The following is a 20,545-nucleotide window of genomic DNA, read 5'->3' as shown; positions in this document are numbered from 1 at the left end:
TACTAAACACAATCTTACATCAGTTTGGAGCGATTCTTTATGACAAGAACACTATCACCACAACTGAATAAGTATTACTTTAGCTATTTTAGATGAGTTTGTATTCATGACACATGGGTACAAACAGATGGGTTTGTATCTATGATGGCTAAGGGAATTTGACTTGACTTACTCGCCACCGTAGATTTCTTCTATAGTGGCTTTTCTTTTACGCTTTGTTACTTCAAAGCATTAGGGTGTTCACTGTAGAGATTTCGCGGTGGATGCCCTTTTTTCATGGAGCAAGACAAGTGTAAGGAGGAGAATCATGACCACAATTTCAGGGAAGACCCGCTTGGCAGGACTTTATGGACTGCCTACTCGTCACAGCATTTCCCCAGCAATGCACACGCAGGCTTTTCAAGCGTTAGGTATTGATGGCGTTTATTTGGCTTTTGATATTGGTGAAAAAGATTTAGCCACAAGCATTCAAGCGATTCGTACCTTTCAAATGATTGGTGTCAATGTGACTATGCCCTATAAGCGACAAGTGATTCCTTATTTGGACGAATTGTCTGAGGCAGCTCGTTTAAGTAATGCGGTCAATACCATTGTTAGAGAAGGTAGGCGACTAATTGGCCACAATACAGACGGCATTGGTTTTATGAGGAGTTTAAGAGATATTGAGCTCAATCCACGGGGCAAGGAAATCACGATTCTTGGAAGTGGGGGAGCGGCTACTGCCATCATTGTTCAAGCAGCATTAGACGGCGTGAAAAAAATTAATGTCTTTAATCGAATGAAGCCAAGCTTTGAAGAACTTCGAGGAAACCTTAACAAGATTGCACAACAGACGGACTGTAGTATTGAGCTTTATCATCTGGCAGATGATAAAAGGCTAACCCAGTCTTTAGCAGCAAGTTGTTTGTTGATTAATGCTACTAATTTAGGGATGAAGAATGATGATCCACTACCCTTATCAACTGATTTGTTGCCAGAACATTTGGCAGTGGTGGATTTAATCTACAATCCGCCCACAACAAAGCTTTTAGCTTGCGCCCAAGAAAAAGGATTAAAAACAGCCAATGGTTTAGGTATGCTTTTGTATCAGGGAGCCGCAGCCTTTGAGTTATGGACGGGACAATCCATGCCACTTAAGGCAGTGCGACCACTGTTTGAACGATAAAACAAAAACGGAAAGAGGAATAATGATGATTGTAATTATGAAACCTGGTGCTACCAGAGCGGAAGTTGAAAAAGTAGTAAAACGAATTAAAAATGAAGGCCTAGATGTCAATATTGATACCGGTAGTGAACATGTGGTCATCGGTGTCAAAGGGGATACGCGAATGATTCAAGATGTGTCCTTTTACAGTTACGATGGAGTGGAAAAAGCGGTGCGGATTTCCAACACTTACAAGCTTAGTTCCCGAGAATTTCACCCAGGAAACACGGTGGTAGATGTGGATGGCGTGAAAATTGGGGACGGTCATTTTGTAACCATGGCGGGTCCTTGTTCCATTGAAGGTTTAGACCAAATCAGAGAGTGCGCCCGCATGGCAAAAGCCGGGGGTGCCGAAATCCTGCGAGGAGGCGCTTTTAAACCTCGGACCTCTCCTTATGCGTTCCAAGGGTTAGAAGAAGAAGGGCTAAAATACATTCGCCAAGCTGCGGATGAATTTGGCATGAAAGTCATCACAGAAGTTATGGATGAAGGACATATTGACGTGGTAGCCGAATACAGTGATATTTTGCAAATCGGTGCTCGAAATATGCAAAATTATAAACTTTTATCCGCTGTGGGAAAAACTGGCAAACCCATTGGCTTAAAACGAGGGATTGCCGGCACCATTGATGAATGGCTAAATGCCGCTGAATACATTGCCGTAGAAGACAAATCCCCGGTCATCTTTATCGAACGGGGCATCCGGACTTATGAAACAGCAACTCGTAATACCTTTGATTTAAGTGCCGTGCCGTTGATTAAAAAACTGAGTCACTTCCCGATTATTGTGGATCCTTCTCATGGTACAGGGATTTGGGATTTGGTGCCACCAATGGCTAGAGCTGGTGTAGCTTCTGGTGCAGATGGCATGATTGTGGAAATTCACCCAGATCCTGCTAATGCTTGGTCTGATGGTCCTCAATCCTTAAATGAAAAGACCTACTTAAAAATGATGAAAGAAGTTCACATTATGGAAAAAGCGATGAAAGAAATTCGTGAATTAGAAGCTTAAATCAGTCTAGCTATTGAAAAGGAGGAGCTGCTATGCTCACTGTTTCGTTAAAAGACCATCAATATGAGATTATTGTAAAAAAAGGTTGTTTAGAAGAAGCCGGGGACTTCTTAGCCAAGATTTGGCAACCTCAAAGAGTAGCAATTATTACCGATGACCGGGTAGCTCCCTTATACGAAGAAAAAGTACGGCAAGCAGTTACCACAGCGGGATTTGAAGTGGTAACCCACGTAGTACCTGAAGGCGAAGCTAGCAAGTCTTTAGCAGAAGCGGAAAAGATTTATGCTTTTTTGGCAGAATCTGGCTTTACCCGTTCTGATGGGGTGATTGCCTTAGGAGGAGGCGTCATCGGCGACTTAGCAGCATTTGCAGCTTCTACCTATATGCGGGGAATTCACTTCATTCAAATCCCTACTACATTATTGGCCCAAGTAGACTCCAGTATTGGTGGAAAAACCGCAGTGAATACGAGTAATGCCAAAAATCTCGTGGGTACCTTTAGCCAGCCAGATGGGGTTTTAATCGATACCGATGTGCTGGAGACCTTGGAAATACGACGAGTGCGGGAAGGAATTGCCGAAATTATCAAGTCAGCGGCTATAGCGGATTTGGCATTATGGCATTACTTGGAAAACTTGAAAGATGAAGCGGATTTATTGGCTCACGCTCAGTACGTCATCACAGAAACGTTAAAAGTTAAACAAAAAGTAGTGGAAGAAGATGAATTTGACAATGGCAATCGTTTGATTTTGAATTTTGGCCATACCATTGGCCACGCCATTGAAAAAACGGCAGGATATGGAGTGGTCAGTCATGGAGAAGGAGTAGCGCTGGGGATGTTAGCGATTAATCAACATGCTGAAAAACAAGGGCTAACCCCAGCTGGGAGTACCCTTGCGCTAAAAGCGATGATTGAAAAATTTCATTTGCCTACAAGTACCGAACAATGGGATGAAGCGGCGTTATTTGAAGCCATTACCCATGATAAAAAAGCCCGGGGAAACAATTTGAAACTGATTCTTTTGGAGACAATCGGCAAAGCTAAAATTCACACAGTTCCCATTGAAGAATTGAAAAACTACTTACACAAGGAGGCGTTATAATGCGTTATCTTACTGCTGGAGAGTCCCATGGGCCTCAATTAACCGCGATTATTGAAGGGGTCCCTGCAGGATTACCCCTTACTGTAGAAGACATTAATATTGAATTGGCTCGGCGGCAAACGGGCTATGGTCGTGGGGGGCGAATGCTCATAGAAAAAGACCAAGTACAGATTCTATCCGGAGTTCGTCATGGCAAAACATTAGGGAGTCCTATTACCTTAGTTGTGGAAAATCGTGATTGGAAAAACTGGACTAATGTTATGGCCGCAGAAGATGTGGCGGACAAATACAAAGAGCGACGGAAAGTTCTGCGTCCTCGTCCTGGACATGCGGACTTAGTTGGAGGAATGAAATACCATCACCGGGACTTGCGTAACGTATTAGAACGTTCTTCAGCCAGAGAAACCACTATGCGGGTAGCCGTTGGAGCAATCGCAAAGAAATTTTTGTCTGAATTAGGCGTAATGGTTGCAGGACATGTGACGACATTAGGGGGCATTGAAGCTCACTTACCGGAGAAAATTAGCGTAGCAGAAGTCAAAGAACGCTCGGAATCCTCAGAAATTCGTGTGGTGGATCCTTCTGTGGAAACAGCGATGAAAGAATTAATCGACCGTACAAAAGCTAATGGGGATACCATTGGTGGCGTGGTAGAAGTGTTAATCGGGGGAGTTCCGGCGGGCTTAGGTAGCTATGTGCAATGGGATAGCAAACTAGACGGCAAACTGGCTCAGGCAATTATGAGTATCAATGCTTTTAAAGGTGTAGAAATTGGCATGGGTTTTGAAGCCGGAACACTTCCTGGCTCCCAAGTAATGGATGAAATTCAATGGGAGAAAGAAAAAGGGTTTACCCGCAAATCCAATCATTTGGGGGGCTTTGAAGGTGGCATGACCAACGGCGAAGTGATTGTGGTTAGAGGTGTGATGAAGCCGATTCCTACATTGTATAAACCGCTGGAAAGTGTGGACATCAACACGAAAGAAACCTTTAAAGCTAGTGTAGAACGTTCTGACAGCACTGCCGTACCCGCAGCGTCTGTTGTAGCAGAAAGCGTGGTGGCTACTGTTTTAGCCAATGCCTTTTTAGAAAAATTCGGTCCGGATTCCTTTGATGAAATTAAAGATGCAGTAGCAGACTACAAAGAATATCTGAAGAATTACTAAGGAGGGCTGTGTATGAAACAAGTGTTTATTGTCGGTCTTGGCCTAATTGGCGCCTCCTTAGCTACCTGTATAAAAAAAACGCAAACCAACTGGCAAATTATCGGTTGGGATTATTCAACTGTCACTTGTGAACTAGCCTTTGAACGAGGAATTATTCAAGAAAAAGCTGTAGATTTTGCCACTGGAGCAAAAAATTGCGACGTGTTGGTTTTTGCGACACCAGTTGCGGTGACCTTAGATTATTTTAGCCAATTGGCGCAACTCGATTACAAAAAAAATTTACTAATCACGGATGTGGGTAGTACCAAATTGGCCTTGAGTCAAGCTGCAGAAAGATTGCAATTGCCCTTTTTAGGCGGACATCCCATGGCTGGTTCCCATAAGTCGGGGATTAATGCCTGTGATGAGAATCTGTTTGAAGAAGCCTACTATATCTTTACACCAAAAGCAGATCAGGCAGCAGAACTCGCTTTACTTCATGAACTATTTAAAGGAACGAGAGCTAAGTATGTAGAGTTAAGTCCTAAAGAGCACGACGAAATCACAGGGATGCTCAGCCACTTGCCTCATATTATCGCTGCTTCTCTGGTGACACAGGCAGATGTGTTTAACCAAGAGCATCCCCGGGCTAAACAGCTAGCCGCCGGAGGGTTTCGGGATATTACTCGCATTGCATCCTCAGATCCTATCATGTGGACAGATATTTTATTAAGCAATCGAGAAGTTCTGATGTCTCAACTGACACTGTGGCAAGAGGAAATGTCTAAAATTCAGCGACTCTTGATTCACCAAAATCGACAAGGAATCACCCAATTTTTTGATCATGCCAAAGATACAAGAGATCGCTTGCCCATTCATAAAAATGGAGCGATTCCGGCCTTTTATGATTTATTTTTAGATATTCCTGATGTGCCTGGGGTGATTGCAGAAGTGACGACTTTGCTGGGAGAAGCATCAATTTCCATTACCAATCTTAAAATTCAAGAAACTAGAGAAGACATTCACGGTGTCTTGCAGATCACTTTTAAAAGCCAACGGGATTTAGAAGCAGGAAAAGCCTGCTTAGAAGCCAAAACCCCTTATCACTGTCGCATAAAATAACCATTTTTGAGAGGAGTTCCTATGAAATTACAGCCAAAAAACAGCTTACAAGGTTCCATTCAAATTCCTGCAGATAAATCTATTTCCCATCGCAGCATCATGTTTGGTGCCTTAGCCAAAGGAACCACTACTGTGAAAAACTTTCTTCGCGGTGAGGATTGTCTCAGCACACTCCATGCTTTTCAACGCTTAGGCGTGCCGATTACAGATGATGGCACGACGATTACCATTGAAGGAGTAGGTTTTTCTGGGTTACAACCCGCAGATAGCCCCATTGATGTAGGCAATTCTGGGACCACCATTCGATTAATGATGGGGATTTTAGCAGGACAAGACTTTTCTACCACATTGTTTGGTGATGACTCCTTAGCCAAACGTCCGATGAATCGAGTTATGCTGCCTTTGCGGGAAATGAGGGCAATTTTAACCGGAGATAATGGTAGTGAATTCCCGCCAATTACGATTAGAGGAACCCGTGAGTTACAGCCTATTTCTTATCAACTGCCAGTGGCTAGCGCCCAAGTAAAATCTGCTATTTTATTTGCAGCAATGCAAGGAGCCGGCACGAGTACCATTATCGAGAAAGAACCTACCCGAAATCATACAGAAGAAATGATTAAACAGTTTGGCGGTACTATTGAAACTGCCGCCGACGAAAAAACAATTACCATTACCGGTCCCCAACAATTTAGTGGTCAAGAAGTCATTGTACCCGGGGATATCTCTTCGGCAGCCTTTTTCTTAGTGGCAGGGGCAATTACTCCCAATAGTCAAATTTCATTGACCAATGTGGGAATTAACCCATCTCGTACAGGGATTTTAACGATAATGGAAGCAATGAAAGCAAATCTAGTAGTCGTGGACCAAGATCAACAAAACCAGTCCGCTACTTTAGCGATTAAAACTTCCGACTTAAAGGCTACAACAATTGAAGGAGCCATTATTCCGAAACTAATCGACGAGTTGCCAATTATTGCCTTACTAGCTACTCAAGCAACGGGGACCACGCGAATCAAAGATGCAGAAGAATTGAAAGTGAAAGAGACCAATCGAATTGACGCTACCGCAGAAGAATTGCAAAAAATGGGTGCAGATATTACACCAACAGCAGACGGATTGATTATTAAAGGTCCAACACCACTTCACGGAGCAAAGGTGGACTCAAGAGGAGATCATCGCATTGGGATGATGCTGGCTGTGGCGAGTTTAATTGCTCAAGGAGATACAGAATTAGTTCGCGCAGAAGCAATCAACGTGTCTTATCCAGGATTCTTTGCTGATTTGGAAAGTCTTGTAGCTGGTGAGACGTCATGAGTATTTTACTAATCGGTTTTATGGGTGCAGGAAAAAGCACTGTAGGAAAGGCATTGGGAGAAGCAGTTGGAAAACCTTTTTGTGACTTGGATCAATTGATTGAAGAATCTTGCCAAATGACCATTCCCGAATTGTTTAACCAAAAAGGAGAATCTGCCTTTCGTCAAGCGGAGACCAAAGTTTTAAAAAAAGTCTTACAAAACGATTTAGTGATTGCCTGTGGTGGCGGTATTGTCTTAGAAAGTGTGAACCAGGAACTATTGGTGAATCATCCTAAGGTAGTGTACTTACAGGCGAAACCAGAAGCATTGTTTCACCGCATTCAACAAGATGAAAAAAACATCCGACCTTTGGCAGATGAGAAATCCATTGAAGAATTACAAACAATTTTAAAATCACGATTGCCATTGTACGAATCAGCAGCTTCTATTCAAGTGGACACCAGTGGTAAAAGCCCTGAGAGAATTACCGCAGAAATATTGGAAAGGTTGGGGGCATTATGAAAGTTGGTTATTTAGGTCCAGAGAATTCTTTTACCTATCAAGCAGCGACAACACGTTTTAAGCCCCAGGAATTAATAGCCTATCCTTCTATTCCTAATTGCTTAAAAGCGTTGGAAGCAGGGAATTTGGATTATGGCGTAGTGCCTTTGGAAAACTCCTTGGAAGGATCAGTTCATGCGACCATCGATTCTTTGTTTCATCGCCCTGGCTTACAAGTCAATGAAGAAATCATCTTGCCTATTAAGCAACAATTGTTAACGAAAGGCGAACGCTCCTTAAAACAAATCAAAAAAGTACTTTCTCATCCCCAAGCTTTAGCCCAATGTCAGGCCTTTTTAGAAGAAAGATTGCCAGATGTTTTGTTAGAGGCGGTTTCTTCTACGACTTATGCGGCGGAATATGTCCAACAACATCCTGAAGAGGCCATTGCGGCCATTGCTTCTAGAAAAGCTGCCAGACATTATGGATTGGAAATTGCCCAACAGGACATCCAAGACAACGCGGGGAACCAAACTCGCTTTTGGGTGGTGGCAAGACCAGAACAAAAAAGAGTAAATACTAAAGCTGTTGCAAAACAAACTCTCTTGATTACATTGCCGTCCAATCAACCAGGAGCATTGCATCAAGTATTGCAAGCTTTTGGCTGGCGGAATATTGATTTGAGTAAAATTGAATCCCGCCCATTAAAAACGAGTCTAGGAGAGTATTTCTTTGTGGTGGATTTGGTTTGTGACAAAGAAAGTTTGCTAATCCAAAACGCTATGGAAGAAATCCAATTATTAGGGGCCAAAGTGCGTAATCTTGGCGCTTATCCTATCACTCTTGTGGCGGAAGAGGGCGGTCTCTAAAAAAAGAGTAAAGTTTTTGTGATTCTAGCTTTTTTGATCAATCCTTAAGGTATCCTTAGAGCAATGATGATAAAGGAGCCAGCCCATGACCACTCGTAAAGAACGGAACAAACAGTTGCATGAAGAGCTTGCCAGAGAGTCTAAAGGAACCCTTTTTGCACGACGAAAATTAAACGATAATCCCCAAACTAATGAAGAAAACAGCTATCAGGAAACTAAGTATCAAGGAAATTCTCAGGAAAACCTTGATCGAAATTCCTATCAGCAGTCTTATGATTCCAATCAAATTCCTCATCCCGGAGATTATCAGCACTCAGGAAACCAGAAAAGTGGGTGGAATCGTTTTGGAAATGGTGGGGGAAATCAACCACCTAGAAATTTTTCAAATAATTCCTCTGTCTTTAAACCTAAAAAAGGAAAAAAAGCCAAAAAGAAAAAACGACATCCTATTTTAAGTGTCTTATTAAAGGTACTCGTTGTTTTAATTGTTTATTGTGTTGGGGCCTTTACACTAGGAAAAGTCACCGCGGATCAGCAAACGGTATTGTCTGAACAAGAAGCCAAGGCTTTTAATGGTGTTACTTCCAGCGATGGCTCCCATAACATTTTACTCTTAGGCAGTGATAGCCGAGAAGGTGAAACTGCACGAGCTGATACGATTATGGTGTTAAATCTAGATGGCCCTAGTCATAAACCAAAACTCGTCTCTTTTATGCGGGATACTTTGGTGGATATTCCTGGTTATGGCCAGACGAAGTTAAATGCAGCCTATGCCTATGGTGGAGCCGAACTGGTACGCCAAACATTGAGTCAAAATTTTGGCGTGGATTGTAAGTATTACACCATTGTGGATTTTCTTTCCTTTGAAAGCGTCATTGATACGCTATTTCCTAAAGGGGTAGAAATCGATGCAGAAAAAGATATGAGCGCTTATATTGATGTGGCCATTACAGCAGGAAATCAAATGATGGACGGCCATACGTTGTTAAACTACGCTCGTTTCCGGATGGACGAAGAAGGAGACTTTGGCCGCGTGCGTCGCCAACAACAAGTGATGAATGCCATTTTTTCCGGTATGAAAAATCCAGTAACTTTAGCTAAATTGCCTTATGCGGCCGGAAAAGTCATGGGAGAAGCGGCTACGGATTTACCAGTGACCTTCCTTTTGAAAAATACATTCTCCCTTGTAAAAGGCGTTGGCGGAGTCGATCGCTTGTCAGTACCAATTGATGATTCATGGAGTTATGGTACAGATGATTACGGTGGGAGCGTCTTAGTAGTTGACCAAGAACAAAACCAACAAGCAGTAGCAAGTTTTTTAAGTGAATAATTTCATGGGACGTTTTCTTAATTCTCTGAGAAAACGTCTTTTTGCGTACCTGTCTAAGAGAGATTTTGGCAGGGTTATTTCCAATCGCTATGCTTTGTGCTATATTTAATAATATGCTTTTAGCTGGAGTCCCAATTGTTAGGGCGACTTCAGGAAATCTTGAAACGAGGTTTTATTCCCAATGAAATTAGCAATAGTTACCGATAGCTCAGCGGTTTTACCTGAAGAAATCAAAAATCATCCTGATTTGTTTGTAATTCCGATTCCTGTGATTATTGACGGTCAGAGTTATAGTGAAGGGCAAGACATAGAAGCAGATGCGTTTTATGCTATGCTCAATACAAGTAAGGAATTTCCTAAAACTTCTCAGCCGGTGCTAGGAGAGGTTTTAGCATTATATGACAATTTGCAAAAACAAGGTTACGATACCATTATTAGCATTCATTTGTCGGCGGGAATTTCTGGATTTGTCAGCACTTTAGAAGCCATTAAAAATGAATTTCCCGGTCTAACCATTTTGCCTTTTGATTCTAAAATTACTTCCATGCCCATGGGAAATATGGTGAAGGCAGCTTTGGAGATGAATGATAAAAAAGCGAGTTTGGACGAAATCAAAACCCGCTTGGCATTTATTCGTGATAACGTGTACGCCTACTTAATTGTGGATGATTTAAACAATCTAGTTCGAGGGGGACGTTTGACCAATGGGGCGGCATTACTGGGTAGCTTATTGAAAATCAAACCCATCTTAACCTTTGTAGACGGAAAAATTGTTTTATTTGAAAAAATTCGTTCCAGTAAAAAAGCCTTTACTCGGGCGGAAAATATCGTAGGCGAACGAGCTGCCGCAATTGATCAGCCAGTGCAATTCTTTGTGATTCATGCAAATAATTTAGCGGTAGCCAAAGAAGAGCAAGCGAAACTACAAGAAAAGTACCCTGATGCCCAAGTCACTATTGGTCATTTCGGTCCGGTCATTGGTACTCATTTAGGGGAAAAAGCAATTGGCATTGCAATTTCACCTTATTAACTCAATTAAAGAGACAAAAAGAGGATGTTTATTGCATCTTCTTTTTCTTTTTTTGCCTGGGCTAAACGAATTTTCTTGTCTAAAAGTCCTTAAAAGACTGATTGTTTGGCACTTTTGAGAACTCTCGCTATAATTTAGATAACATGATTAAAGGATGACGTGAAATGAAGAATGATAAAGCACAAAAACCTGTTTTAATTGCCAAGGATTACCAAAAAATAGATGGACGACAAGCCCAAAGCTCACCTGAAAAAGCTCTGGTTCTGGGATTGTCATCAGATCATGAAGAGTTGTTGGGAAATTTATTACAAAAAAAAGAAGATCAATGGGAAACCCTAGATAGCCAATCGTTTACCCGAATTTTGGACATGGCGATTTTACTAGCTCAAGGAAATTTATACTTTCAAGAAGCTTACCGCTATGAAAAATTTTACAATCCAAAAGACCCTCAAGTGGAGATTATCGGCCTCCAAGGGGATCGGATGACCGTGGCAGTAGACACAGATAATCCCAATATTGATGAAGACATCCTCGCTTTTCATGATTTAATGCAAAAAGACGGGGAAATATTAGGCCAACGCTTTCGGACGTTAAAACGTCTTTTAGATGAAGCAGGCTATTAAGGAGGGCCTATGAAAACACCTTATGAAGTAACAGGCAATCGCCATTTTAGCAAATTAGAACGCATGATGATCTGGGAAAAACCTGCTAGTCACCAAACGGGAGAAGTCGAATTACGAGTAGCCAGTGAGATTAAAAACAATTGGGATGACCCGGAATTGAAGATTTTTAACGTACTCTTAGAAGGGGACGCGGGGTCAGGGAAAACCGAATTGGCAAAATCATTATCTTATCAATTGCAACTGCCTTATACTAAAGTGACTTGCTTTGCGGATATGGACAAATCAGATGTCTTTGGTGCCTTATTGCCTGTGACTGAAAATCGAGAAGAAGATGGCGAACTTTTAGAAGCTATCTACCAAACAGATAGTTTACAAGCTGTATTAGATTTAATCGCGGAGCATTTTTCATTACCTCCGTCCAGTGCAAAAGAAAAATTAGCTCAGTTGGTGGAACGAATTGAAAAAGAGCAAGGGACTTCTGTACAGTATCGCTTTTATCCTTCTGAAATACTGAGGGCCTTGGAAAAAGGCTATTTATTAGAAATTCAAGAACCTACCGTAATTCGAGATGCTTCTGTTATGGTGGCGTTAAACTCAGCGTTGGAAGTCAATGGGATGCTAAACACCCCTACAGGATTGGTTCGGCGCCATCCTGATTGTGTAGTAGTCATTACCACTAATCGGAATTACCAAGGAACCCGTCCGTTAAATGAATCGTTGCGGGATCGTATGCAGCACGCGGAAAAAATGAATTTACCTCCATTAGCTGTAATGATGGAGCGAGCGGCAGCAAAAACCGGCTTTACGGAAGAAGAACCTTTAGAAATCATGGCCAAAAGCATCCGTCTTTTAGAAGACACTGCCAAAGCTAATGCCATTAAAGGCGTAGCGGGGATGCGCTCTTACTTTTATTGGACCAATAGTTTGAAACAAGGTCAAAATCCTTTAGAAACGTTATATCCTAAAGTACTGTATAAGTTAACCACGGAACCAAATGAATTAAGTCTTTTAGAAGATGCTTTAGAAACCAGTGGTCTCTTAAAAGACTTAGCCAGTTGGTTTTATAGCAGGCCTCTACAAACCTTTAAAGAAGGACGTCACATAAGCCAAGAAGAAGCCGATGCTAGAAATATTACCACTGAAGCTGAAAATTTGGTTTTAGCTAGCAGTGAAAAAGAAGCACCAGTGGAAAAAGATTCTGAGAGTGAAGCAGCTACAGAGTTAAAACGTAATGAGGAAGAGAAAAAACCAGCCTCTGATTTACCAGAAATTGATAAACGAAATGATGCAGTTTCTCAAACAGACACCGGTACAGAAGCTGATGACAAAGGCGATTCGTTGCCGACTACAGGGGCTACAGCAGCCGAACTAGAAAAAGAAAAGCAAGAAAAGCGACAGCTCAACCAAGCTGCCCGGAAACTTTTTAAAGATACTATTCATGCTAAGGAAGGGTTGATCATTCACCGACCAAAGGCTACGGAGGCAAATCAAAAATTAGCCTACACATTACTGCAAGAAATCCGTCCCAAGGTAGCGCCGGTGGTTAAAAAGCTGAAGGAAATTTTGGAAAATGAAGAAAGCGTCAATTTTCGACGAGGCCAGTATACGGGAACTCGTTTTGATGCTAGCCGGGTGGCTTATGAGGATTTTCGGACTTTTGAAAAGAAAAATCCCCCTCAGGATGCGCCTAGTTTGGCGATTGCCTTGCGTATTGATGAGTCTGGTTCCATGGTTCGCCAAGGACGTTTAGAGGCAGCGCGTAAAGCTAGTTTAGCGGTTTTGGAGTTTTCAAAAGAATTGAACTTACCTTTAATGGTTTATGGGGATACGGCAGATCTTTCCAGTCGAGAGAAGACTTCTATTTATTCTTATAAAGAGTTTTCTGATGATTACCAAGGAGTGGCTGGAAAGTTGGCCGGGATAAAACCGCGACAAAATAACCGGGATGGGGTACCACTACGAATTTTAGCTGATAGTTTAAGTAAAGAAGCGGCAACTACAAAAGTTTTGTTCTCCATTTCCGATGGTCAGCCCAAAGCCATGCCGGATTATACGGGCAAAAAAGCAAAAGAAGACATTCAACAAGTAATTGCCGACTATGAACGTCAAGGAATCATCTTTTTAGCCGCAGCAATTGGGGAAGACCAAGAAATTATTCGAGAGATTTATGGCGAACACCGCTTTTTGGATATTACCGATTTACAGCGATTTCCAGAGGAGCTGGTAGGGTTGTTGGCCCGTTATTTGGATTAACTAATCCATAATTATATTATGTAAACTTGATAGCTTTTTTTGTAAATGTCAAGTCTTGTATTTGTTTTTTTATTCCGCTAGAGTTAATGTAGCGGAATAATTCTGAAAAGAGACGAGGGAGTAGTCCTGTCGTCTCTTTGATTTGTTCTCATAGGAATTTAGAAAAGAAAGGAAGAGATGTATGCTAAAAACCCTTTTAGCAAATGTGGGCAGTTACAAAAAAGACACCCTGCTCACGCCGTTATTTGTCACCGGGGAAGTCATCATGGATGTGATTATGCCGTTGATTATGGCAGCGATGATTGACCAAGGAATCGCCCAAAGTGACACAGGGTCCATTCTCAAGTATGGCGCTTTACTCTTTGTCTGTGGGCTTTTTGCATTATTTTGTGGCACTATGGGGGCTCGTCGGGCGGCGGTAGCTTCAGCTGGTTTTGCCCGGAATTTACGCCATAATATTTTTGCTCGGATTCAAGGTTTTTCTTTTGCCAATATTGATCGTTTTTCCACTTCCGGCTTAATTACCCGAATGACCACCGATGTGACCAACGTTCAAAATGCTTTTCAAATGATTATCCGTATGTTGGTGAGAAGTCCTTTGATTTTAATCTTCTCATTAACTATGGTGGGCTTTATTAATCCTCGGTTGATTTTGATCTATTTGGCTGTGGTGCCTTTTTTGGCCATTGGTTTAGCTTTGGTGATTCATTTTGCCCATCCTTTATTTATCAAGGTTTTTCGCACGTATGATCGTTTAAACAACGTCGTGCAAGAAAATTTACAAGGAATTCGGGTGGTGAAATCCTTTGTTCGGGAAAAACACCAAGAAAAACAATTTGGTGAAGTTTCCAACGAAGTATACAAAGACTTTACTCTGGCTCAACGCATTGTCGCTTTTAACATGCCCTTATTGCAGTTTGCTGTTTATACTTGTATGTTGCTTTTGTCTTGGTTTGGTGCCAAGTTAATCGTGGTGGAAGGTAGTTTGACTACTGGAGAGTTGGTTTCAATGTTCAATTACACCATGCAAATCTTAATGAGTTTAATGATGATCTCCATGGCCTTTGTGCAAATTCTCATTGCCCGAACTTCCGCCGATCGAATCGTGGAAGTCTTTAATGAGGAAAGTCAAATTACCAATCCTAAAAAGCCACGAATGACCGTTCCTGATGGTAGTATTCAATTTAAAGATGTCTGCTTTAGTTATGCTGACGATATGAATAAATTGGTGTTGGAAAATATTAATTTAGAGATCAAATCTGGCCAAGTTGTGGGAATTATCGGGGGGACTGGTAGTTCCAAGTCCACTTTTGTCCAACTGATTCCAAGACTTTATGACGTAACAAAAGGTGCCGTTATCGTAGGAGGACACGATGTGCGGGAATACGATATAGAGACGTTGCGTGACCAAGTCTCTATGGTGTTACAAAACAATGTCCTCTTTTCTGGTACGATTAAAGAAAATTTACGTTGGGGTAACGAAAATGCCAGCGATGAAGAAATTATCGCTGCTGCCAAAATTGCCCAAGCAGATTCTTTTGTCCAAGAATTTCCTGATAAGTACGATACCATGATTGCCCAAGGGGGGACCAATGTTTCCGGGGGACAAAAACAACGCTTGACTATTGCTCGAGCCCTGTTGAAGAAACCTAAAATTTTGATTTTGGATGATTCAACCAGTGCGGTAGATACGCGCACCGACCAAGAAATTCGCGCTGGATTAAAAGAAGCGATTCCCGGAACGACGACATTAATTATCTCTCAACGGGTGACTTCCATTCAAGATGCAGATTTAATCATTGTTTTAGATGATGGTAAGATTAATGGTTTAGGGACTCACGAAGAACTTTTGGCAAATAACCAGATTTATCAAGAAGTCTACGAATCACAAGAGAAAGGATTTGGTGAACATGTCGACTAATCCAGGAATCAATACTGCTTCACCAATCAGAACGTTAAAACGGCTCTTAAAACTGATGTTTAGTGATTATAAATTGCAGCTGGTTATGGTTTTTGTGATGATTGTGCTTTCGGCTTTTGCAAATGTTAGAGGCTCGTTGTTCATCCAAACCGTAATTGACCAGCACATTACACCAATGTTGGGTCAAAGCAATCCTGATTTTGCGGGGCTCTTACAAGCAATTATGCAAATGGCGCTGATTTATATCGTGGGGGTTGCGGCAGGGCTGATTTATAACTTTACGATGGTAAAAATCAGTGAAGGAACCCAAAAGAAAATTCGCGATCAAATGTTTACTCATATGGAGACACTTCCTATTCGCTATTTTGACAGCCATCCCCACGGGGACATTATGAGTCACTTTACGAACGATACGGATACTTTGCGTCAGATGATTTCTCAAAGTATTCCCAATTTAATGTCGGCGTTGATTACGTTTGTGTCTGTCTTTATTGCGATGTTTACCTTAAGCTTGCCATTGACCATCTTCGTCATGGTTTCGGTCTTTTTGATGCTCAATGTGGTTCGTTTTATCTCTAAACGCAGCGGGCGCTTCTTCGGTGCGCAACAACGAGATTTAGGGATTGTCAACGGCTATATTGAAGAAATGATGCACGGTCAAAAAGTGGTGAAAGTCTTTAATCATGAAGAAAAAGCCATGGCAGATTTTGATAAAGTCAATGATGCTCTGCAAAATAGCGCCACCCAAGCCAACGTAAATGCTAACCAATTGATGCCGATTATGATGAATTTGTTAAATGTGCAATATATTTTAATTGCGATTATCGGCGGTCTCTTTGCCATTAATGGAGTTAGTGGCTTAACAGTGGGGATGATTGCTTCCTTTCTTCAACTGAGCCGTTCGTTAAATGGCCCCATTAGCCAGATTTCTCAACAGATTAATTTTGTCATTATGGCTTTAGCAGGAGCAAATCGGATTTTTGATCTCCTTGATGAAAAACCAGAAGTCGATGAAGGATATGTGACGTTAATCAATGCCAAAGAAGAAAATGGTGTAATTACCGAATCTTCTGAACGCACCGGTTTGTGGGCTTGGAAACATCCCCATGCTGATGGTACTACCACTTATACGAAATTAACCGGAGACGTGGTCTTTGAAGATGTTGATTTTGGTTATGTACCGGAACATATCGTCTTACATGACATCAATATTTATGCCAATCCAGGACAAAAAGTCGCTTTTGTCGGTGCCACTGGTGCCGGAAAAACGACCATTACGAATTTAATCAATCGTTTTTACGACATTCAAGAAGGGAAAATTCGTTACGATGGCATTAACATTCAAAAGATTAAAAAAGACTCGCTACGTCATTCATTAGGAATTGTTTTGCAAGATACTCATTTGTTTACAGGAAGTATCGCGGAAAATATTCGTTTTGGAAAGTTAACCGCTACTGATGACGAAGTAGTGGCCGCAGCGAAACTGGCCAATGCGGACAGTTTTATCAACCACTTACCAGAAGGCTATGACACAGTAATTACGGGAGACGGTGAGGGACTTTCCCAAGGACAGCGGCAACTTTTAGCCATTGCCCGGGCAGCCATTGCCAATCCACCGGTGATGATTTTAGATGAAGCTACCTCTAGTATTGACACCCGGACAGAAAAAATCGTTCAAGAAGGGATGGATAAACTGATGCAAGGACGCACCGTCTTTGTGATTGCTCACCGCTTGTCCACCATTCAAAATGCTGATGTGATTATGGTATTAGACCACGGACGAATCATTGAACGGGGGGATCATAATTCTCTGTTAGCGGAAAAAGGCCTTTATTACCAACTTTACACCGGGAAAATCGAATTGGATTAACAAAAAGTTTCTGACTGAGGAATTGGTCAGAAACTTTTTTATACTCTGTTCAGCTTTTCCTATGCAAAATGTTATCCCTTTCAAAAAAAGAATTGCCGAAACCTCTTTGCCATGCTATGCTGAATATAAGAGCAAGTAAGGGAGGGATGACTTTATGGTTCGGATGACAAAAATAACAGAACAAGCAGATCAATTGAAATTGGCAATCTGTTTTTGTCATGCCATTACTTTCAAATAAAGCACGAATGGGGAAGTCTACCCAATTTTACGCTTTATTTTGAAAATAATAACTGACCATGAAGCAATCTCGCTGATGAAGAAATTCAATAGATAACGAGGTCATGGGATGCCATGGCCTTTTTTAATTGGCTAGTACTCCTCGGTCAGACAGGAGGAATTTATGTATATTCAAGGAAACCAATTCACCAAAAACTTTGGGACCACCCCAGTCTTTGATAAAATAGATCTTACATTACAAGTTGGAGACAAAATCGGATTAGTCGGACACAATGGCTGTGGAAAAAGCACGCTCTTACGGATTTTAACGGGAGAAGAAGGAGTAACCAGTGGCACTGTGGCTCGCCAAAAAGGTTTGAGCATTGGCTATGTACCTCAAAAATTAACGAGTTCTTCCATGCTTGTGAAAGATTATTTGCTCAATTCATTTCCAGAAATTGAAAATTTAAAGCAAGAATTAAATCGTTTAGAACAAGCTATGACAAAAACCGATGTTGACTTGGATCGTCTTTTAGCCCACTACGGTCGCTTACAAAGTCAATATGAAGACGCAGGAGGTTATACCTTAGAAGATCGGATCAGTAGCACTATGAAAGGTTTAGGACTGGAAGATAAATTGGAACAAGCCATGGACTCATTAAGTGGGGGACAACGAGTGCGAGTGGAATTGGCCCGGGTTTTAACCAATAATGCTCACGTCTTATTACTTGACGAGCCCACCAATCATTTAGATTTAGCGGGGATTGATTGGCTGGAAAGCTATTTGGCTCATACGAAACAAGCTTATTTAGTAATTTCCCACGATCGACAATTTTTGGACAATGTGACCAATCGTATCTTGGAAATTGAGGGAGAAGAGTTAATCAGCTATCCAGGAAATTATAGTCGCTATGTGTCTTTGAAAAAGGAACGCTTAGCAGCTCTTCAAAAGAATTTTGACTTGCAACAAAAAGAAATTCAGCGTTTGAAATTGATGATTCGCCGCTACCGCCAATGGGCTCAAGAAGGGGATAACGATGCCTTTTTCAAAAAAGCCAAAGAGTTGTCCCGTAGAGTTGAGAAACTGCAAGCACAGCTTAAGGCTCCCCCAAAAGAACCGAAAAAGCGCTTAGGTAATTTGCAACAGGCGACACGCTCTGGTAATGAAGCGTTGATTGCTAGAAATTTAGGCAAGATCTTAGGAGAACAAATCCTTTTTAGTGAGGCTAGCTTTACTTTATATCGCCAAGAGAGAGTTGCTTTAGCGGGGGATAATGGGAGTGGCAAGACCACCTTATTGCGCTGTTTGGTAGGTGAGTTACCATTAGACGAAGGAACACTTAAGCTAGGAGCCCAGGTGAAACTTGGTTATTTACCGCAAAAACTGGTCTTTTCAAAACCAAGCCAACAAATTTTGGAGTTTGTGCAAGAATTTCTGCCTCAAGACAGAGCCCGTCATATTTTGGCCCGCCATGGATTTTATGCTGAAGATGTTACCAAGCGGATTCAAGACCTCTCCGGTGGGGAACAAATGCGTTTGTATCTTTTGAAGCTCTTACAAGAACAAGTCAATTTTTTAATTCTCGATGAACCTACCAATCACTTAGATATTTACGGCAAAGAAGAATTGGAAGAAGTTTTAAGTGACTATCAGGAAACATTACTAGTCGTTTCCCATGATCGTTATTTTCTCAATAAGCTTTGTACAAAACACTTGGTAATTGAAAATGGCCAGATTCACAAGAAAGACTAAACAAACTGGATTAGCTTATCTCAGTCGATAAAGAAAACTATTGCTAGTTTAAGAGAAATGGTACAATTAAAAGTAACACATGCCTTGGAGGAAACAAGATGCAATCACGTTTTAAAAATTCCAAACTATTTTTCTGGACCGCCGAATGGGTGCTGATTATTATCGGAAGCTTTTTCTTACTTCAAATGCGAAGTTTTTTAAAACCCGTAATCACCATGGCTTCCACCATTATCTTACCCTTATTTGTAGCAGGGTTTTTGTACTATATGTTTGATCCTTTAGTTCGCTGGTTAGAAAAAAGAAGCTTGTCTCGCATGGTGAGCTTTTTAATCGTTTTTGCGACGGTGGTAATCTTTCTGGTCCTTTTAATTATGAATGTAGTGCCTCAACTGGTGAGTCAAGCTGTGCAATTGACGCAATCTTTACCTACTTATGCCGAAGAAGCCAATAACTGGTTGGTAGAAGTGGGGCAGAAAGAAGAATTTCGCAATTTCAATATTGAGCAACAGCTAGAGAGTATGAATCTTACGCTGAACAATATTATTAATTGGTTGATTACCAGCGTGACCAATAGTTTAAGTCATATTTTGTCTGTTTTGACGAAGTTTTTTGTTTTACTATTCACCGTTCCTTTTATTTTGATTTTTATGTTTAAAGACGGCTACCGCTTTATGGATAGTCTGGATGTATTCTTTCCCCAAAGCTTGCGCAGCGAATTACGAGCAACCGTTAAAGATTTGAATAATACGTTATCCGCCTATATCAGTAGTACCATGTTGGATGCTTTAATGATTGGGGGATTGAGTTTTATTGCTATGACGATTTTCCAACAACCCTATAGTTTATTGTTGGCTTTTATCTGCGGTTTAACCAATATCATTCCTTACGTGGGACCCTTTATCGGGGCTGTACCGGCGGTGATTGTGGGGTTGTTTGTTTCTCCTTGGCAAGCTTTGTATATGGCGATTTCCATTCTTGTAATTCAGCAATTGGATGGCAATTTAATCAAACCGTTGCTCTTTGGGAAGACTTTAAATATTCATCCCATTACGATTATTTTAGTATTGCTAGGTGCCGGCAGTGTCTTTGGAATTTTCGGCATGTTGGTGTGTATCCCGGTTTATGCGGTGATTAAGACCTTGATTATCAATGGTCATAAAATCTATCGGTTGAGAAAGCAAGAAAATACCATTTTAAATGATTCAATGGAAGAATAAAGTCATTTGGCACTATAAAAGAGCAGTCCGATTTCCTAATTACAGGAAGTAGGATTGCTCTTTTTGACTAGGACAAAAACT

At 41.3% G+C, this 20,545-nt stretch carries 16 protein-coding genes; all 16 read left to right on the top strand.

Annotation, left to right across the window (positions count from 1 at the left end):
* Nucleotides 1-304: 304 nt before the first annotated feature.
* The 16 genes from AB5754_RS02115 (at nucleotide 305) to AB5754_RS02040 (ending at nucleotide 20,464) form a co-directional block, all read left to right on the top strand.
* A complete protein-coding gene (locus tag AB5754_RS02115) occupies nucleotides 305-1,165 on the top strand; it encodes a shikimate dehydrogenase (RefSeq protein ID WP_368251561.1) in 861 nt (286 codons plus the stop codon).
* A gap of 25 nt (nucleotides 1,166-1,190) precedes the next feature.
* Nucleotides 1,191-2,216 (top strand): 3-deoxy-7-phosphoheptulonate synthase, encoded by a 1,026-nt coding sequence (aroF, locus tag AB5754_RS02110; RefSeq protein ID WP_368251535.1) that lies wholly within the window; start codon nucleotides 1,191-1,193, stop codon nucleotides 2,214-2,216.
* Between the two features lie 32 nt (nucleotides 2,217-2,248).
* The gene (gene aroB / locus AB5754_RS02105; protein WP_368251534.1) at nucleotides 2,249-3,319 is read left to right on the top strand and encodes a 3-dehydroquinate synthase; all 1,071 of its coding nucleotides are present in this window, start codon (nucleotides 2,249-2,251) and stop codon (nucleotides 3,317-3,319) included.
* The gene (gene aroC, locus AB5754_RS02100) at nucleotides 3,319-4,485 is read left to right on the top strand and encodes a chorismate synthase (RefSeq protein WP_368251533.1); all 1,167 of its coding nucleotides are present in this window, start codon (nucleotides 3,319-3,321) and stop codon (nucleotides 4,483-4,485) included. The genes aroB and aroC overlap by 1 nt, the downstream gene beginning before the upstream one ends.
* Before the next feature lie 12 nt (nucleotides 4,486-4,497).
* Nucleotides 4,498-5,586, top strand: a complete 1,089-nt coding sequence (locus AB5754_RS02095; RefSeq protein ID WP_368251532.1) for a prephenate dehydrogenase — start codon at nucleotides 4,498-4,500, stop codon at nucleotides 5,584-5,586.
* A gap of 21 nt (nucleotides 5,587-5,607) precedes the next feature.
* The gene (gene aroA / locus AB5754_RS02090) at nucleotides 5,608-6,900 is read left to right on the top strand and encodes a 3-phosphoshikimate 1-carboxyvinyltransferase (protein ID WP_368251531.1); all 1,293 of its coding nucleotides are present in this window, start codon (nucleotides 5,608-5,610) and stop codon (nucleotides 6,898-6,900) included.
* Nucleotides 6,897-7,403 carry a shikimate kinase gene (locus AB5754_RS02085; protein WP_368251530.1) on the top strand — a complete coding sequence of 169 codons (507 nt, stop codon included), beginning with the start codon at nucleotides 6,897-6,899 and terminating at the stop codon, nucleotides 7,401-7,403. Before aroA ends, AB5754_RS02085 begins: the two co-directional genes overlap by 4 nt.
* Nucleotides 7,400-8,251 (top strand): prephenate dehydratase, encoded by an 852-nt coding sequence (pheA, locus tag AB5754_RS02080; RefSeq protein WP_368251529.1) that lies wholly within the window; start codon nucleotides 7,400-7,402, stop codon nucleotides 8,249-8,251. Before AB5754_RS02085 ends, pheA begins: the two co-directional genes overlap by 4 nt.
* 85 nt (nucleotides 8,252-8,336) lie before the next feature.
* The gene (locus AB5754_RS02075) at nucleotides 8,337-9,581 is read left to right on the top strand and encodes an LCP family protein (protein WP_368251528.1); all 1,245 of its coding nucleotides are present in this window, start codon (nucleotides 8,337-8,339) and stop codon (nucleotides 9,579-9,581) included.
* Nucleotides 9,582-9,762: 181 nt separating this feature from the next.
* Nucleotides 9,763-10,611 carry a DegV family protein gene (locus AB5754_RS02070; protein ID WP_368251527.1) on the top strand — a complete coding sequence of 283 codons (849 nt, stop codon included), beginning with the start codon at nucleotides 9,763-9,765 and terminating at the stop codon, nucleotides 10,609-10,611.
* A 164-nt stretch (nucleotides 10,612-10,775) separates the two neighbouring features.
* Entirely contained in the window at nucleotides 10,776-11,234 is a 459-nt protein-coding gene (locus AB5754_RS02065) for a DUF6530 family protein (protein ID WP_368251526.1), read from the top strand.
* Between the two features lie 9 nt (nucleotides 11,235-11,243).
* Nucleotides 11,244-13,487, top strand: a complete 2,244-nt coding sequence (locus tag AB5754_RS02060; protein ID WP_368251525.1) for an AAA family ATPase — start codon at nucleotides 11,244-11,246, stop codon at nucleotides 13,485-13,487.
* Between the two features lie 181 nt (nucleotides 13,488-13,668).
* Entirely contained in the window at nucleotides 13,669-15,408 is a 1,740-nt protein-coding gene (locus AB5754_RS02055) for an ABC transporter ATP-binding protein (protein ID WP_368251524.1), read from the top strand.
* Nucleotides 15,398-17,278, top strand: coding sequence for an ABC transporter ATP-binding protein (locus AB5754_RS02050; protein ID WP_368251523.1), 1,881 nt, complete (start codon nucleotides 15,398-15,400; stop codon nucleotides 17,276-17,278). Before AB5754_RS02055 ends, AB5754_RS02050 begins: the two co-directional genes overlap by 11 nt.
* A gap of 400 nt (nucleotides 17,279-17,678) precedes the next feature.
* Nucleotides 17,679-19,247: a ribosomal protection-like ABC-F family protein gene (gene abc-f, locus AB5754_RS02045; protein ID WP_368251522.1), complete on the top strand. Its 1,569-nt coding sequence runs from the start codon at nucleotides 17,679-17,681 to the stop codon at nucleotides 19,245-19,247.
* 98 nt (nucleotides 19,248-19,345) lie between these two features.
* Nucleotides 19,346-20,464, top strand: a complete 1,119-nt coding sequence (locus AB5754_RS02040; protein WP_368251521.1) for an AI-2E family transporter — start codon at nucleotides 19,346-19,348, stop codon at nucleotides 20,462-20,464.
* Nucleotides 20,465-20,545: the final 81 nt, after the last annotated feature.

The organism is Enterococcus sp. 2201sp1_2201st1_C11_2201SCRN_220225, assembly GCF_040925905.1.
In the GTDB taxonomy this organism is placed as follows: domain Bacteria; phylum Bacillota; class Bacilli; order Lactobacillales; family Enterococcaceae; genus Enterococcus_C; species Enterococcus_C asini_A.
The sequence above is the reverse complement of the archived record's forward strand: the minus strand, read 5'-3'. Positions and strand labels throughout refer to the sequence as shown.

What these genes read in the sequence shown, in the direction of transcription:
- AB5754_RS02050 (WP_368251523.1), top strand. Translation starts at nt 15,398, where the DNA reads ATGTCGACTAATCCAGGAATCAATACTGCTTCACCAATCAGAACGTTA.
- aroA (WP_368251531.1), top strand. Translation starts at nt 5,608, where the DNA reads ATGAAATTACAGCCAAAAAACAGCTTACAAGGTTCCATTCAAATTCCT.
- pheA (WP_368251529.1), top strand. Translation starts at nt 7,400, where the DNA reads ATGAAAGTTGGTTATTTAGGTCCAGAGAATTCTTTTACCTATCAAGCA.
- AB5754_RS02065 (WP_368251526.1), top strand. Translation starts at nt 10,776, where the DNA reads ATGAAGAATGATAAAGCACAAAAACCTGTTTTAATTGCCAAGGATTAC.
- AB5754_RS02075 (WP_368251528.1), top strand. Translation starts at nt 8,337, where the DNA reads ATGACCACTCGTAAAGAACGGAACAAACAGTTGCATGAAGAGCTTGCC.
- AB5754_RS02070 (WP_368251527.1), top strand. Translation starts at nt 9,763, where the DNA reads ATGAAATTAGCAATAGTTACCGATAGCTCAGCGGTTTTACCTGAAGAA.
- abc-f (WP_368251522.1), top strand. Translation starts at nt 17,679, where the DNA reads ATGTATATTCAAGGAAACCAATTCACCAAAAACTTTGGGACCACCCCA.
- AB5754_RS02085 (WP_368251530.1), top strand. Translation starts at nt 6,897, where the DNA reads ATGAGTATTTTACTAATCGGTTTTATGGGTGCAGGAAAAAGCACTGTA.
- AB5754_RS02060 (WP_368251525.1), top strand. Translation starts at nt 11,244, where the DNA reads ATGAAAACACCTTATGAAGTAACAGGCAATCGCCATTTTAGCAAATTA.
- aroB (WP_368251534.1), top strand. Translation starts at nt 2,249, where the DNA reads ATGCTCACTGTTTCGTTAAAAGACCATCAATATGAGATTATTGTAAAA.
- AB5754_RS02055 (WP_368251524.1), top strand. Translation starts at nt 13,669, where the DNA reads ATGCTAAAAACCCTTTTAGCAAATGTGGGCAGTTACAAAAAAGACACC.
- AB5754_RS02095 (WP_368251532.1), top strand. Translation starts at nt 4,498, where the DNA reads ATGAAACAAGTGTTTATTGTCGGTCTTGGCCTAATTGGCGCCTCCTTA.
- AB5754_RS02040 (WP_368251521.1), top strand. Translation starts at nt 19,346, where the DNA reads ATGCAATCACGTTTTAAAAATTCCAAACTATTTTTCTGGACCGCCGAA.
- aroF (WP_368251535.1), top strand. Translation starts at nt 1,191, where the DNA reads ATGATTGTAATTATGAAACCTGGTGCTACCAGAGCGGAAGTTGAAAAA.
- aroC (WP_368251533.1), top strand. Translation starts at nt 3,319, where the DNA reads ATGCGTTATCTTACTGCTGGAGAGTCCCATGGGCCTCAATTAACCGCG.